Consider the following 14,444-nt stretch of genomic DNA (forward strand, 5'->3'; position numbering starts at 1 on the left):
AACTACACCCGTATAGCAATTGATGAAGATATTCAAATCGGGAAGACAGGATTTGAACCTGCGACCCCATGGTCCCAAACCATGTGCTCTACCAAGCTGAGCTACTTCCCGATCATGGCGCGCTCGAGAGGATTCGAACCCCTAACCTTCTGATCCGTAGTCAGATGCTCTATCCAATTGAGCTACGAGCGCATTTTTAGCGACAAATTTTATTATAACAACTACTCATTCTTTTGTCAACATAATGTTTGGGTTTAGTGGAATGCGGTCGAGAGGACTTGAACCTCCACGGGGTCGCCCCCACTAGGCCCTCAACCTAGCGCGTCTGCCATTCCGCCACGACCGCATATGGACTAATCAGTGCGGGTGGAGGGACTTGAACCCCCACGCCGTGAGGCGCCAGATCCTAAGTCTGGTGCGTCTGCCAATTCCGCCACACCCGCTAATATGGTGAGCCATGGAGGACTCGAACCTCCGACCCTCTGATTAAAAGTCAGATGCTCTACCTACTGAGCTAATGGCTCATGGTTAGGTATACACTCACAGCGAACGATGTCCCTTCTTCTACTAGCATATTCAAAGACGCACGATGCGTCGGGACAACTCGTAGCAAACTCAGCGATGCAAAGCTCGTTGCTCTACCTACTGAGCTAATGGCTCATGGGTTCAATAACACTCCGAGACAACGATGCCCCTTCCTCTACAAGCTTATTCGAAGAAGTCAAGTGCGTCGGGGCAACTCGAAGCAAACTCGATGATGCATCGCTCGTTGCTCTACCTACTGAGCTAATAGCTCGTATTTAACACATAAAATGGCTGGGCCAGCTGGATTCGAACCAGCGCATCACGGAGTCAAAGTCCGTTGCCTTACCGCTTGGCTATGGCCCAGCGATTGGTGTAATGGCGGTCCCGACGGGACTCGAACCCGCGATCTCCTGCGTGACAGGCAGGCATGTTAACCACTACACTACGGGACCGCAATCCGCGGGAAACCCCCGCGCTGTAAGTGACCCGTACGGGATTCGAACCCGTGTTACCGCCGTGAAAGGGCGGTGTCTTAACCACTTGACCAACGGGCCATGCGACTATCGAAAGTGGCGGAGAAGGCGGGATTTGAACCCGCGCGCCGTTAAGTCACGACCTAACGGTTTAGCAAACCGTCCCCTTCAGCCACTTGGGTACTTCTCCAAACACTGGCTCCGCAAGTAGGATTCGAACCTACGACCTACCGGTTAACAGCCGGTTGCTCTACCGCTGAGCTATTGCGGAATGATGAAGAAATTATGCTATACTTTACGATGTGCTCGTTACCTCTTCCAGATAATTCAAGGAAGAAAGATGCGTCGAGACAACTTGTGGTGAATTCGATGATGCTAATGCTCGTCGTTGAACTATTGTGGAACGGCTCAGATTTCCTACACTTTCACAATCGACATTGTCTATTATATTGAGCTGTCGACTCTTTGTCAACATGTTTTTTGCTGTTTGTTTCATCGCCGTTTGGCGACGGCTTTTATAATTTAGCATATGGCCAATTTAATTGTCAACCACTTTTTTTGCAAAATGTGATACTGCTCTCTTTTCGAAGAGGACGTTCGCATATCCGGGCCGTGATACAAGAGCTCCATAAAAAGCTTCGTTTCCTTCGGGAAAGACACGGCGGATGTTCCTAATAGGGTTCGGCATAAGCAAGGAAGCGTTCAACGGCGTTGGTTCGCTAGTTTAAGCCGCCCGCGGCAGTTCCCGCAGACGTAGCGGGCGGTGTTCATGCGCTTTTTTCGAGTGTACGTCAGGCCGCAAGATGTGCAAATGTATGTATAGATCGTTTTCGACCTGTCTGTTTTTTGGCCGATTGGACGACAATAGCGAGGCGCCCCCACTTTTTGCAGCAGTTCGCGGAAGTCGCGGTCGCGATGGCGGTAGCCTTTTCCCTCAAGGTGCAAGTGGTAATGGCAAAGCTCATGTTTGATAATGGCGATCAATTCTTCCTCGCCGAACTGCTCGTAATGTTTTTGATTGAGCTCAATGTTATGCGTCTGCAACATGTAGCGCCCGCCGGTGGTGCGCAAACGAGGGTTGAAGAAAGCGGTATGGCGGAACGGCTTGCCAAATGTGCTTATGGAAATTTGTTCAACGAGCGCTTGCAAGCGTTTTTGATCCATGACAGGCGCCCCCCTTTTATGTTTTCAGCACAGGACAATGCGTAGCTACATACATTATATACTACCTTTCCGTATGTTAGGGAGGTGACTGTTTTGCCTACGTGGCTAAAAAATCAGATGAGACGAGCCTATTATGAGAAAAATCTTGATCAAATTAAGCTGTTAAACCAATGCTGGTTTTTTTATCAAAGGAAGCACTGTCCGTAACATATGTTTGAGGCTGTCCCTGCTGTTCATTGGGCAGTACGGGACAGCCTCTCCAGCTTATTCCGGCGGAAGCATCGATAATGAAATTCTTCCTTTCGCTGCATCAACCCTTTCCACCCACACTTTGACGACGTCGCCGACGGAGACGACATCAAGCGGATGGCGGACGTATTGTTTGCTTAGCTTGGAAATGTGCACGAGCCCGTCCTGTTTGACGCCGATGTCGACAAAGGCGCCGAAGTCGACGACGTTGCGCACCGTTCCTTCGAGCTCCATGCCTGGCTTTAAGTCTTCCATTTTCAAAACGTCTTTTCGCAATATCGGCTTGGGCAGCTCGTCGCGCGGGTCGCGCTCTGGGCGGCACAACGCGTCAATGATGTCGCGGAGCGTCAGTTCCCCGATGCCGAATTCGGATGCCGCTGCTTTCACATCGATGGCTTGCAGCGCTTGGCGAAGCTCATTGCTGCCGATGGCGGCGGTTGTAAATCCTAACTTTTGCAACAACTGCTTCACTTCCGCGTACCGTTCGGGATGAATCGGCGTGCGGTCAAGCGGCTCGTCGCCGTCGACAATGCGCAAAAACCCGATGCATTGCTCATACGTTTTCGCCCCAAGACGCGGGATCGTTTTCAGCTCCTCGCGGCTGCGGAATTTCCCTTGCTCTTCGCGGCGTTTGACAATGTTTTCGGAGACGGTTTTCGTCAGTCCCGAGACGTATTGGAGCAGCGAAACGGACGCCGTGTTGACGTTGACGCCGACTTGATTGACGACCGTCTCCACGACGAAACGGAGCGACTCCGCCAGCTTTTTTTGCGACACATCGTGCTGGTATTGGCCGACGCCAACCGATTTCGGGTCAATCTTCACCAGTTCGGCGAGCGGGTCTTGGACGCGGCGGGCGATTGAGACGGCGCTCCGCTCTTCAACTTGCAAGTCGGGAAACTCGGCGCGTGCAAGGTCGGAAGCCGAGTAGACGCTCGCTCCTGCTTCATTGACAATCAAATAAAAGATATCGCGTTGCACATGCTTCAGCGTGTCGGCGACAAACTGTTCAGTTTCCCGAGAGGCTGTTCCGTTGCCGATGGCGATCATATCCACATGATAGTCGTCAAGTAAACGAAGAATCTTTGTCCTCGCTTCATCCTTTTTCTCTTGCGGCGGGTGTGGGTAAATGACATCGATATGAAGCAGCTTCCCTGTTTCATCAACAACGGCAAGCTTGCATCCCGTTCGGTAGGCTGGGTCGATACCGAGCACCGTTTTTCCTTTCAATGGCGGCTGAAGAAGCAGTTTGCGTAAATTCTCGGCAAAAATATGGATCGCCCGCTCTTCCGCTTTCTCCGTCAACTCGTTGCGGATGTCGCGCTCAATGGCGGGCTCCATCAGCCGTTTGTATCCGTCTTCCACCGCTTCAGCCACGAGCCGGGCGGCCGGGGACGCCTCGTTGACGATCGTTTGCCGCTGCAAATAGCGGATGATTTCTTCGGCAGGGGCTTGGACCGAGACGCGCAGCACCTCCTCTTTTTCGCCGCGGTTCAGCGCCAAGACACGATGGGGGACGATTTTCGCCACAGGTTCTTCGTAGTCGTAATACATCTCGTATACGTTTTTTTCGTCCTTCTCCGACGCCTTCGCGGTGGACACGATCATCCCTTTCCGCCACGTCTGTTCCCGCGCCCATTGACGAAGAGCGGCATCGTCGGCCACCCGCTCGGCGATGATGTCCTTCGCCCCTTGCAGCGCCTCGTCTGCCGTTGCGACCCCTTTTTCTGTATCAATGAACGCCCGGGCCTGCTCTTCCGGAGTTGGGGCGGCAGGGCAGGAAAGAAGCCAATCGGCAAGCGGCTCAAGCCCTTTTTCTTTCGCAATCGTCGCCTTCGTGCGCCGCTTTTGCCGGTACGGGCGGTACAAATCTTCGACTTGCTGCAGTTTCGTGGCGCTGATAATCGCGTTTTTCAGCTCTTCGGTCAATTTCCCTTGCTCATCGATCAGCCGAATGACTTCTTCTTTCCGCTGCTCTAAATGCTGCAAATACTCCCAGCGCTCAAGCACCGCACGAATTTGCACTTCATCGAGCGCCCCCGTCATCTCTTTCCGGTAGCGGGCGATAAATGGAATCGTATTTCCTTCCTGATGCAGGGTGATGACGTTTTCAACTTGTTTGGCTGCCAGCCGTTGTTCATCAGCGATCGTTTGAATCAAACGCTGTTCAATCGCCAACACGTTCCCTCCTTATGCACAGCCTTGCACGTTCTCCCATCTACACTCGCTCCTGAAAATGAGCAATGTTTGCAAACAGCTGCCCGCTAGACCGTCTCTGCGTATTCCACACTTCGGCCGCCTTCCGAAGACGGCAAGCGACGTTTCTTCACGCAACATATTCCCGGCAGCACGATGTCCCAGCCGCAACCGCACCGCAATCCGGACGCACCCGCTGATCTTTTGTCCATTCGAAGCAAGAGGAAGCCATCATTCCCCGCCGGTTGCACCGAGCTTGGGCAGGGAGAGAGTTCCGGACCGGGGATGACAAAAAAAGAGCTACTTATTCGTAGCCTCTTTGTGAAAGAATACACATAAATGCCAATAGAGGGGACAGACCGTTCCATGAGCCGATCTGCCCGTTTGGCCGGTGAGCCGACATCGCTGCCATGAGACGTTGCGCACCCATGCTGCTTCCACGCGCATCGATTGATCTTCCCACAGCAACACTTGCTGTTTTGGCGTCCCTCACGCTGAAGCGGAAAGATTTCCTTGCGCTTGCTTCAAAAGTCGATCAGCCCTAAGCTGATTTGCAGCGCTTCATCGACTTTGTCCATCATCTCATCATCCAGATGGGTGATTTTGTCAGTCAGCCGCTGCTTATCAATCGTACGGATTTGTTCAAGCAAAATGACCGAGTCCCGCTCAAACCCGTAGCGCTTCGCATCGATCTCGACATGCGTCGGCAGCTTTGCCTTTTGGATTTGCGCCGTGATCGCCGCTACAATAACCGTTGGACTGAAGCGATTGCCGATATCGTTTTGGATCACCAACACGGGGCGGACGCCGCCCTGCTCTGAGCCAACAACCGGGGAAAGGTCCGCAAAATACACGTCGCCACGTTTGACAATCAAAGCATTACCCCCCGCTAACTAAGCGTTCAACGGTGTGATCGGCCTCGTATTCAGCATGAAACGCTTCAGAAGCAATAGATAAATTGATTTTCGCCATTTCCATGTAGCCACGTCTCATCGCTTCGCGAATTTGCCGCTTTTTCCGCTCCCGGATATACATTTTCGTCGCCTGGTAAATAAGTTCATTGCGATTGCCGTTCTCCTGTTTGACGAGGACGTCGAGCTCCGTCAGCAGCGACTGCGGCAAACGAACGATGATTTCCGTCGTTGCGCCAGATTCCGACACAAATATACACCTCCACGAACTGCAGCCATTCATTGCTTCCACTTCATGATACCATTAAACAACGGCGCTGCAAAGTCATTTCTCCATTTTCTATCCTTTGTCTTTTGAAGCAGATTATGCACTGCTTTCCCCGCGGCCAATGGCGTTTCTCACTTCCATTATACGCTTATGGCGGAAAAAAATACGGGGCACTCGATAACTGATCGTGCAAGGCACTTCGTAGTTGATCGTTTCCAAATGGCGAGCGACATCATCAATGGAAATTACCTCGTCCCCTTGGCGACCAATCAGTGTCACCTTCGTGCCGACCGGCAGCGGACCAGGCAGGCGGATCATGCACTGGTCCATGCAAATGCGGCCGACAATCGGCGCCTTTTGTCCGTCAACAAGGACATGAAAGTGCTGCAGGCGGCGGAGCCAGCCGTCCGCATAGCCGATCGGAATCGTCCCGATCCACTCCTCCGTCTGCGCAGTGTACGTCGCACCATAGCTCACCTTTTCGCCTGGTTGCAGTTTTTTGACGTGTACGAGGCGGCTATGGAGCGAAAATGCTTCTTTTAATGGATACGGCAGCAGCGGCTTGATGCCGGGCGACGGGGCAAGCCCATACATGGCAATGCCGAAGCGGACCATATTGAACGTCCGGTCAGGGAAACGGAGCGACGCTGCGCTGTTGGCGCAATGGACGAGCGGCGGGCGCGACGGCAGCCATTCGAGCATGTGCAAAAAACGGGTATACTGATAGGAAAAATAATCGGTGTTCACCTCATCCGCAGTCGCAAAATGCGTGTACACCCCTTCAAGCACAAAATGCGGATGGCGCTCAATCAGCGCTACGATTCGTTTCGTCTCTTCCTCGTCTTTCACTCCAAGCCGTCCCATGCCGGTGTCCATTTTCAAATGGAAATGAATAGGAAAAGGGCCGCTGTAAAGGGCGGACGCTTCTTCCAACCAGTCGGAGCGGAACACGGTCAGGGCAATGCGCTGCTGGGCGGCCAGCGCCGCATCAGCTGGACGGGAAGCCCCGAGAACTAGAATCGGCGCTTCGATTCCTTTTTCCCTTAAAGCGAGCGCCTCATCCAAAAAGGCAACCGCCAGGCGGGAGGCCCCCGCTTCGAGCGCTGTCCTTGCCACCTGCACATCCCCATGTCCATAGGCGTTCGCCTTCACGACCGCCATAATGTGCGTGTCGTCCGGCAGCAAACGGCGCAAATTCGCCACATTGTCGTAAATGGCGTCCAAATCCACTTCCGCCCACGTATCGCGATGAAAGTCGTTCATGGTTTCTCGCTGCCTTTCCTGTTGCGCAAACTTGAAAGCGCTCGAAATCATTTTTGTCCTTTTTTAGTTTACCATGCCATTGCGGAAGAAGGAATAGGGGAAAGCGTACAAAGACAGTGAAAAACGTTGGACGGGCGCTGCGGTTGGCTGCACCGGTGCGCAACTCCAATCGGGCAATAGAAAAAAGACGGCTCCCCTGCTTTCGGAAGCGGGGAGACACGCCTTTTTTTTCGGATGGCATCGTTATTTTGCCGCTTTTTCCTGCACTGTGCTGGCCACCATTATCATTTCTTGTGGAGTCAAATCGTCCGAGGCGAGCGTAAACTCCACCCCGTTGTACGACCATGTCAGCGTTCGATCGGTGAGAGCGCCGACGGTGAAGCCTAAATCGACGGGATCGCCGTTCACCAAGACGGGCATGCTCGTTGCCGGAAGCACTTCCGCTTTTTCTTGAACGAGCGTAAATGATTTTTTGCCGCCAAACGTCATAATCACTCGTTTGCCACTCTCACTTTTGACCTCTTTTTCCTCGAGCATTTTCACTCCTTCAGGCAGCCGGCTCAAATCAGGGTACATGACTTCCATCACTTGTTCTTTTCCTGCGGCCATCGTTGGCACCTCAAGACGCGCCCCGGTCATGTTTTTGGACGTGTCGAACGCATCGTCATCAAACTTTTTGTTAAATTCAACATTGGAGAATTCGACCGTCAACAATGCTTTCCGGTCGGTATCCATCACTTTGACCGAGACCGGCGCCAAATCTTTTTTGCGCAGTGTAATCTCCTGTGTTGGGACGACCTCACTGTTCGGGTAGTTCGTTTTTGTCTCGAACACGTAATAATTTTTCGTTTCCTTAAACTTTGCCTTTGGATCGCTCAAAATGTCTTTGACGAGCGATTCGTACAAATACGCTTGGCTGCTGTTTTTCGGCCAATCGCTGACAAACTTGAAGCTTTTGTTGAGGGCGGGTGTAAAGACGAATACCCCCTCATCATTGCGCAAAATCACTTGGCTTTGCCCTTTGTCGGCGTTTTTCAAGCTGACGCGGTAGTACGACGGCTGCTTATGCCACACTTCCACATGGTATACTTGCGGCTCGGCGCCGGTGTGGAACGTCATTTTCGTTTCCGCTTGGTAACCTGTCATCTCATCCATCTTTTCATTCAGCGCCTTGAACACTTCCTCCTGCGATTTGGATCCGCAGCCAGCTAACACAAATAGAAAGATGATGCCGACCAATGCCATAAGCACCTTTCTGCCCATCGCTTCAACCCCTTTGCCTCATATATCGGTTTCTGTCCATGCACTACAATATATGAGACAACACCCGGGAATATGCAGACTAGCTATGACAAAGATCGAACGGCTTGAATGGTTCCAACCGCTCGATGACGACTTGGGCAACCGCATAATCGCGGCTATGGGAAATGGAAAGATGAACGACTTCGCGGTCGCAGTCAGCAGCAATGCGCGGTTTCCCGTAGGCATCTGTGGCGATTTCAATATCCTGAAATGACAAATGCCGTCCAATTCCTGTCCCGAGCGCTTTGGCGTACGCTTCCTTCGCCGCAAACCGTCCGGCGAGAAATTCCACCTGCCGGGCAGGCGGCAACTCATCAAACTGCGCCTTCTCCCGCGGCGTTAAAATCCGCTCCGGGAGTTTGCGGCTGCGGGCAAGGATGGACCGAATGCGCTCCAATTCCACAATGTCAATGCCGATGCCGATGATCATCGCGTTCCCCCCCTGCTATCGGTTTGCCGGCCGCGGACAAATTTTTTCCGGCCGTCGCGCATAAGATGGCTTATAGCAATAACATATGTTTGGTTTCCTGCCAAGAAAGGAGGCTCGTTCATGTTTCACCGTACCGGGGACGGTCGGCCGCTGCCTCGCCTTTGCCCCGCCGTATTCATCCTGTTGCTCGTCCATGTTGGCTTATGGGGGTTGTTCACGCTTCCTCTTCCGGCGCTTGAGCCAGTCTGGCAGAGCATCGTCGGAACGAACGGCGCCATCCGCCATGGGGAGTATTGGCGGCTTGTCAGCTCGCTTTTATTGCACCTCGATTTCGATCATTTAGCCGCGAACAGCCTCTCCTTATGGTTGTTCGGCTCGTGGCTCGAGCAAGCGCTTGGGAAAAGGAAGTTTTTGCTTCTTTATATCGGGGGAGGCGTCGGCGCCAACCTTGCCACCGCCTTGCTTCTTCCGCCGATGTACAGCCATGTTGGGGCGTCGGGCGCCATTTTCTCCTTATTTGGCATGTACAGCTATCTCGCCCTTTTTCGCCGCGACCTCATCGCCCCCCGGCACGCCCAGTTGCTGTTGGCCGCTATGGCCATCAACCTGTTGCTCGGCTTGATGGAGCCGGACGGCAACCTCATCGCCCATCTGTTTGGCTTTGTCACCGGCGGGCTGCTCGCTCCGTTTTTGACCGTCCGCCCCGAGCCGCCGTCGTTTCATGTCGTCCGGCCATGAAAAAACGGCGCTTAATGCGCCGTAATCCGCCGTTTTTTCGTCCGTCCGCGCGCGGAGCCGTCCGGGCGGCCGCCCCGTTTTTTCTCCCGCTTGACCGCTAATGGCGGCTCTTCGGTCAGTTTTACCGGCGTAGTATCCGGCTCGCGCGTCAACATTTTCAAGCAGGCGGCGACAAGCGTCACCGAATCATGCTCTTCCAGCAGCTCCTCGGCGGCCCGCTTGTAAAACGACAAGTTTTCCGTTTCCGCCACATTGAGAAGCTTCTCAATGGCAATGCGCTGTTGGCCTTCCAGCGCCTCATCGAGCGTCGGCGGCTTCATCCGCTCCATTTTCCGCTTCGTCGTCCGCTCAATATGGTGAAGTTGGCCGATCTCCCTTGGCGTGACAAACGTCATCGCCACACCCATTTTCCCGGCGCGACCTGTCCGCCCGATCCGATGGACGTAGCTTTCCGGATCCTGCGGGATGTCGAAGTTATATACGTGCGTCACGCCGGAAATATCCAATCCGCGCGCGGCAACGTCGGTTGCGACTAAAATTTCGATCGATCCTTCTTTAAACTTGCGCAACACCGACAGGCGCTTCGCCTGGCTTAAATCGCCGTGGATGCCTTCCGCCGCATAACCGCGCAAGTTGAGCGCCTCGGCAAGTTCATCAACGCGCCGCTTCGTGCGGCCGAACACGATCGCAAGCTCCGGCGCCTGAATATCGAGAAGCCGCGTCAAAATGTCAAATTTCTTTTTCTCGTGCACTTCTAAGTAGTACTGTTGAATGTTCGGCACGGTCATCTCTTTCGCCTTGACCTTCACGAGCTCCGGTTCATTCATGAACCTCTCGGCGATGCGGCGGATCGGATCCGGCATCGTTGCGGAAAACAGGAGCGTCTGCCGACCGGTCGGCACATGGCTTAAAATCGCTTCAATGTCCTCGATAAACCCCATGTTGAGCATCTCGTCCGCCTCATCGAGCACGACGGTATGCACGTGCTCAAGACGCAGCGTGCCGCGGTTGATATGGTCAAGAATGCGGCCCGGCGTGCCGACGATGATGTGCGGATGTTTTTTCAAGGCGCGAATTTGCCGTTCAATATCTTGCCCTCCATAAATCGGCAGGACGCGCACCCGCTTCACCGCGCCGATTTTATACAGCTCTTCCGACACTTGAATGGCGAGCTCCCGCGTCGGCGCGACAACGAGTGCTTGAACGGCGCCGTTTTTTACGTCCACTTTTTCCACAATCGGAATACCAAACGCCGCCGTTTTCCCAGTTCCGGTTTGCGCTTGGCCAATGACATCTTTGTTTTGCAGGCTGAGCGGGATCGTTTTTGCCTGAATCGGGGTCGTTTCTTCAAATCCCATCCGCTCGACAGCTTTCATCACTTCTTGGCTTAATCCTAATTCTTGAAATGTCGTCAATGTTATCCAAACTCCTTAAATTCAAAATCGTCCCTGATTCGTGAGAAAGGTTTGACAGTTATCATACCATGTTATGCGGTGATTTGCAATGATGGGCATGGGCAGCGCGCAAAAATGTTTCCACCTCAGCAAACAGAACGTGCCGATCGATACTATGACAAACATGATGGAACGAATTGGGCAAAAGCAACAGCTTTTTTTCCGCCGATCCAATCTGCTCATATAAATAATAGGCGCTTTTTAGCGGCACGATCCCATCTTTTTCTCCTTGCACAATGAGCGCGGGTGCCGCGACGCGCGGAAGTCGGGGACGCACATCGCGGACGAGTTTGCGAAACTCCCTGACAGCTGAAAACGGCGTCGCCATCATTTTGTTTCGATAGCGGAGAAACAGTGGGTGCTCCCGCGCTCCTTTCCATCCATTGGCAAACATCTCGCGGATGTCGCGCCATAATTGGCGCGGGTTGACATAGTAAAACTCACATTTCGCACCTTGAATAAAAATTCAAAATAAACCTGATTTCATCGAATAAAAATTAGTTATTTTACAATATCTGTATAAAAGTTTATTTTTATGCGAATATTTTGGTCATTTTTTGTATATTATGCAAAGGTTGCGAAATATGAGGTAAAACGCAGCGCTTAGCAGCACGAGTTTGGCGACCGGGTATTTTTCCGCCAAGTAGACGGCGATCACTCCACCCATTGAAAACCCAATGACATACACCACACTGCAACGGTGATGGAGCGCTAAAAACGCTTGTTCCGCCGCTGCGATCCATTGGTCGTATGTAATTCCTTTCAACCGCAGTTCGCTTCCGTGGCCCGGCAAGGTCGGCGTTTCGATCATCCAATCGGTCCGCTCTCGCAAATAATCGGCCAGCGGCGCCACTTCTTCTGGACTTCCCGTAAACCCGTGAATACATAAACAGCCGATCATCATTTCCACCCCCGCCCGAATGAAAAGCGGCGCCTGTGACGCCGCTTTTAGTTTCTCTCGGGTTGCTTGATGTTACACCCAATATCGAAGCAACTCTTCCAATTTCATGCCGCGCGATGCTTTCAATAAAACAATGTCATCCGAAGTCGCGACGGAACGCACGGCCTCGGCCAACGCTGCTTTATCGTCGAACTCCCTCACCCGTCCATCATCAAAAAATGGGGCGGCCGCCGCGGCGATATGGTGCGAAAGCGGCCCGTAAGTGAACACATAGTCCACCATTCCCGGCCGCAGCACCTCCCCGATCTCTCGATGAAACGCCACTTCTTCGTCACCAAGCTCCAACATATCGCCCAATACGGCGATTTTTTGCCGGTAGCCGCCTAATTCCCCAAGCAGCGTCAAGGCGGCGCGCATCGATGTCGGGCTAGCATTGTAGGCGTCATTAATGACGGTAAAGCCATATTTCGTCTTGACGACTTCCGTACGCATGCGCGTCACTTGCAGGCGGGAGAGAGACGCATCAATGCCTTCCCAATCGACGCCAAAAAAGCGGGCTACCGCGATGGCTGCGAGCGCGTTGTATACGTGATGTTTTCCCAACACCGGCATAAAGAGCGTCCGACCCGGAAGCACGTTAATGGCAAATGACGTCCCCCCCGCTTCAATGCACACATCGGTCGGGTAGTAGTCGTTTTCCGCTCCCGCTCCAAATGTCACGACGTGGCGGGGAAGAGATAAATGCGGGACCCGCTCGGCCAACAGCGGTTCGTCGCCATGGTAGACGAACAAGCCATCGTGGTGCACCCCTTCCAAAATTTCCAATTTGGCTTTGGCGATGCCTTCCCGTGAACCAAGCTCTTGCAAATGTGATTCCCCGATGTTGGTAATGACGGCTGCATCCGGTTTGGCAATCAACGTGAGCCGCTCGATTTCGCCGAATCCGCTCATCCCCATTTCGACAACGGCAATCTCTGTGTCTTCCTCGAGCGAAAGCAGCGTCAACGGCACGCCGATATGATTGTTAAGGTTGCCTTCTGTTTTTTGCACGCGGTAGTTGGCCGCCAACAACGCAGCAATCATATCTTTTGTCGTCGTTTTGCCGTTGCTGCCGGTCACGCCAACCACTTTCAGCCCAAGCTGTTGGCGGTAACGGGCGGCAAGCCGCTGCAACGCCGAAAGGGTATCGTCAACGATAATCGCCGGAACACCTTCTGGCGGCGTCCCTTCCGCTTCCGCCCACAGCACTGCTGCCGCTCCTTTTTGCACCGCCTCGTTCACAAAGGCATGGCCGTTAAACTTCGCGCCAATAAGCGGAACGTACAAGTTGCCGGCTTGGATCGCTCTCGTGTCTGTCGATACGCCGCTGACGGCAATCGTCTCCCATTCCGACTTCACGCACCGACCGCCTGACATCTCCGCAATTTGCCGCACCGTCCGTTTCATCATCCGCTTTCACCCTCTTTATTTTTCAAATGTGTACGTGATCGTCTGCTTTTCTTGATGCCGTTCCAACGCCAGCGCAATGAGGCGCTCGATCAGTTCCGGATACGGCACGCCGCTGTGCTGCCAAAGAAGCGGAAACATGCTGTACGGGGTAAATCCCGGCATCGTATTGATTTCGTTAATATACACAGTGCCATCTTCAGCGAGGAAAAAGTCGGCACGCACGAGCCCGGACAAGTCAAGTGCTTTAAACGCGGCAATGGCCATTTCCTTAATCGTTTCATACTGCTCTGGCGTCACCTTAGCGGGAATAATCAGTTCCGTTTGTCCGTCTTCATATTTTGCCTCATAGTCGTAAAATTCCTTTTTTGGCACAATTTCTCCGACGACCGAACAAATCGGTTCATCATTGCCGATGACGCCGATCTCGATCTCCCGGCCGACGATCGCTTCTTCAATGATGATTTTCCGGTCATACTTAAACGCTTCGGCAAACGCCTTGTGCAAATCGCCGCGCTGTTTGCATTTCGAAATGCCGACGCTCGAACCGGCGTTGGCCGGCTTGACAAAGCACGGGTAGCCAAGCTCTTGTTCGATCCGGTCGTAAACGGCTTCCCCGCTTTTTTGCCAGTCATATTTGGTCACCGCCACATATTTCGCCTGGCGCAGCCCGGCTTGGGCAAACAAGTTTTTCATAATCACTTTATCCATGCCGACGGCCGAGGCAAGCACACCGTTGCCTACGTACGGGAGGTTTAACATTTCGAGCAGTCCTTGCACAGTTCCGTCTTCGCCGTTCGGCCCATGCAAAAGCGGGAAGATGACGTCAATCGTTTCCTCGCTGTCCGCAGACGACGATTCCGACGCCGGCACCTGGTTTAAAGATACCGGGATCATGGCCGTCGCTGTCGACGTGAACTGCAGCTGTTTCACTTCTTTGACCGGTCCGGTCAATCGCTTTCCTTTAATCCACTGCCCTTGTGGAGTAATGTAAATCGGAATCACATCAAACTTATGGGGATCGATGGCGTTCATCACTGCCATCGCCGTTGACAACGATACTTGATGCTCCGGCGACTTCCCGCCATACAACACTCCGACTCTCGTTTTCATCTTCGTTCCTC

12 protein-coding genes, 10 tRNA genes and 2 pseudogenes are annotated in these 14,444 nt (G+C 53.1%); 2 read left to right on the forward strand and 22 right to left on the reverse strand.

Going from position 1 to position 14,444, the window contains the following annotated elements; all coding sequences use genetic code 11:
- Positions 1-37: 37 nt before the first annotated feature.
- The 11 genes from NSS88_RS07315 to NSS88_RS07365 all read right to left on the reverse strand — a co-directional run bounded on the left by NSS88_RS07315 (position 38) and on the right by NSS88_RS07365 (position 2,162).
- Positions 38-111, reverse strand: a tRNA-Pro gene (locus NSS88_RS07315).
- A 4-nt stretch (positions 112-115) separates the two neighbouring features.
- Positions 116-192: transfer RNA gene (locus NSS88_RS07320), tRNA-Arg, on the reverse strand.
- Positions 193-263: 71 nt separating this feature from the next.
- A tRNA-Leu gene (locus NSS88_RS07325) sits at positions 264-346 on the reverse strand.
- A 15-nt stretch (positions 347-361) separates the two neighbouring features.
- A tRNA-Leu gene (locus NSS88_RS07330) sits at positions 362-443 on the reverse strand.
- Positions 444-448: 5 nt separating this feature from the next.
- Positions 449-524, reverse strand: a tRNA-Lys gene (locus NSS88_RS07335).
- Between the two features lie 289 nt (positions 525-813).
- A tRNA-Gln gene (locus NSS88_RS07340) sits at positions 814-888 on the reverse strand.
- Positions 889-901: 13 nt separating this feature from the next.
- Positions 902-977: transfer RNA gene (locus tag NSS88_RS07345), tRNA-Asp, on the reverse strand.
- Between the two features lie 30 nt (positions 978-1,007).
- Positions 1,008-1,079 (reverse strand) — tRNA-Glu (locus tag NSS88_RS07350).
- Between the two features lie 16 nt (positions 1,080-1,095).
- Positions 1,096-1,188, reverse strand: a tRNA-Ser gene (locus NSS88_RS07355).
- Positions 1,189-1,194: 6 nt separating this feature from the next.
- Positions 1,195-1,269 (reverse strand) — tRNA-Asn (locus NSS88_RS07360).
- Between the two features lie 431 nt (positions 1,270-1,700).
- Positions 1,701-2,162: a SprT family protein gene (locus tag NSS88_RS07365; protein ID WP_033016555.1), complete on the reverse strand. Its 462-nt coding sequence runs from the start codon at positions 2,160-2,162 to the stop codon at positions 1,701-1,703.
- Positions 2,163-2,255: 93 nt separating this feature from the next.
- Between NSS88_RS07365 and cmpA the strand changes: the two genes are divergently transcribed.
- Positions 2,256-2,369 (forward strand): cortex morphogenetic protein CmpA, encoded by a 114-nt coding sequence (gene cmpA, locus NSS88_RS07370; RefSeq protein WP_121625977.1) that lies wholly within the window; start codon positions 2,256-2,258, stop codon positions 2,367-2,369.
- Positions 2,370-2,426: 57 nt separating this feature from the next.
- Here the strand turns inward: cmpA and NSS88_RS07375 are convergent, their stop codons facing one another.
- From NSS88_RS07375 to acpS, 6 genes are all read right to left on the reverse strand, one after another.
- Positions 2,427-4,589, reverse strand: coding sequence for a Tex family protein (locus NSS88_RS07375; protein WP_061580987.1), 2,163 nt, complete (start codon positions 4,587-4,589; stop codon positions 2,427-2,429).
- Positions 4,590-5,131: 542 nt separating this feature from the next.
- Complete coding sequence (gene ndoA, locus NSS88_RS07380; protein ID WP_003253417.1) at positions 5,132-5,482, reverse strand: type II toxin-antitoxin system endoribonuclease NdoA; 351 nt, start codon at positions 5,480-5,482, stop codon at positions 5,132-5,134.
- Between the two features lie 4 nt (positions 5,483-5,486).
- Positions 5,487-5,768, reverse strand: coding sequence for a CopG family ribbon-helix-helix protein (locus tag NSS88_RS07385; protein ID WP_033010302.1), 282 nt, complete (start codon positions 5,766-5,768; stop codon positions 5,487-5,489).
- A gap of 114 nt (positions 5,769-5,882) precedes the next feature.
- Positions 5,883-7,049: an alanine racemase gene (gene alr / locus NSS88_RS07390; RefSeq protein ID WP_033016557.1), complete on the reverse strand. Its 1,167-nt coding sequence runs from the start codon at positions 7,047-7,049 to the stop codon at positions 5,883-5,885.
- 243 nt (positions 7,050-7,292) lie between these two features.
- Positions 7,293-8,312, reverse strand: a complete 1,020-nt coding sequence (locus NSS88_RS07395) for a LolA family protein (protein WP_033016553.1) — start codon at positions 8,310-8,312, stop codon at positions 7,293-7,295.
- Positions 8,313-8,391: 79 nt separating this feature from the next.
- The gene (acpS, locus tag NSS88_RS07400) at positions 8,392-8,781 is read right to left on the reverse strand and encodes a holo-ACP synthase (RefSeq protein WP_033010299.1); all 390 of its coding nucleotides are present in this window, start codon (positions 8,779-8,781) and stop codon (positions 8,392-8,394) included.
- Between the two features lie 120 nt (positions 8,782-8,901).
- Between acpS and NSS88_RS07405 the strand changes: the two genes are divergently transcribed.
- The gene (locus NSS88_RS07405) at positions 8,902-9,519 is read left to right on the forward strand and encodes a rhomboid family intramembrane serine protease (protein ID WP_049624464.1); all 618 of its coding nucleotides are present in this window, start codon (positions 8,902-8,904) and stop codon (positions 9,517-9,519) included.
- An 11-nt stretch (positions 9,520-9,530) separates the two neighbouring features.
- Here NSS88_RS07405 and NSS88_RS07410 read toward each other — a convergent pair whose 3' ends face one another.
- The 5 genes and pseudogenes from NSS88_RS07410 to NSS88_RS07430 form a co-directional block, all read right to left on the reverse strand.
- Positions 9,531-10,934, reverse strand: coding sequence for a DEAD/DEAH box helicase (locus NSS88_RS07410; RefSeq protein ID WP_049626557.1), 1,404 nt, complete (start codon positions 10,932-10,934; stop codon positions 9,531-9,533).
- A gap of 61 nt (positions 10,935-10,995) precedes the next feature.
- Positions 10,996-11,412, reverse strand: a pseudogene (locus NSS88_RS07415) (alpha/beta hydrolase); the annotation flags it as partial.
- 156 nt (positions 11,413-11,568) lie between these two features.
- Positions 11,569-11,874, reverse strand: a pseudogene (locus tag NSS88_RS07420) (alpha/beta hydrolase); the annotation flags it as partial.
- 72 nt (positions 11,875-11,946) lie between these two features.
- Positions 11,947-13,323, reverse strand: a complete 1,377-nt coding sequence (locus NSS88_RS07425) for a UDP-N-acetylmuramoyl-tripeptide--D-alanyl-D-alanine ligase (protein ID WP_033016545.1) — start codon at positions 13,321-13,323, stop codon at positions 11,947-11,949.
- Positions 13,324-13,338: 15 nt separating this feature from the next.
- Positions 13,339-14,433 (reverse strand): D-alanine--D-alanine ligase, encoded by a 1,095-nt coding sequence (locus tag NSS88_RS07430; protein ID WP_033010295.1) that lies wholly within the window; start codon positions 14,431-14,433, stop codon positions 13,339-13,341.
- Between the last annotated feature and the right edge of the window lie 11 nt (positions 14,434-14,444).

Source organism: Geobacillus sp. FSL W8-1251, from assembly GCF_038005945.1.
Taxonomy (GTDB): domain Bacteria; phylum Bacillota; class Bacilli; order Bacillales; family Anoxybacillaceae; genus Geobacillus; species Geobacillus stearothermophilus.

Bases quoted from the DNA above. Each gene is read 5' to 3' on its own strand.
- NSS88_RS07365 (WP_033016555.1), bottom strand. From the start codon at position 2,162: ATGGATCAAAAACGCTTGCAAGCGCTCGTTGAACAAATTTCCATAAGC.
- alr (WP_033016557.1), bottom strand. From the start codon at position 7,049: ATGAACGACTTTCATCGCGATACGTGGGCGGAAGTGGATTTGGACGCC.
- NSS88_RS07395 (WP_033016553.1), bottom strand. From the start codon at position 8,312: ATGGGCAGAAAGGTGCTTATGGCATTGGTCGGCATCATCTTTCTATTT.
- acpS (WP_033010299.1), bottom strand. From the start codon at position 8,781: ATGATCATCGGCATCGGCATTGACATTGTGGAATTGGAGCGCATTCGG.
- NSS88_RS07405 (WP_049624464.1), top strand. From the start codon at position 8,902: ATGTTTCACCGTACCGGGGACGGTCGGCCGCTGCCTCGCCTTTGCCCC.
- NSS88_RS07425 (WP_033016545.1), bottom strand. From the start codon at position 13,323: ATGATGAAACGGACGGTGCGGCAAATTGCGGAGATGTCAGGCGGTCGG.
- NSS88_RS07430 (WP_033010295.1), bottom strand. From the start codon at position 14,433: ATGAAAACGAGAGTCGGAGTGTTGTATGGCGGGAAGTCGCCGGAGCAT.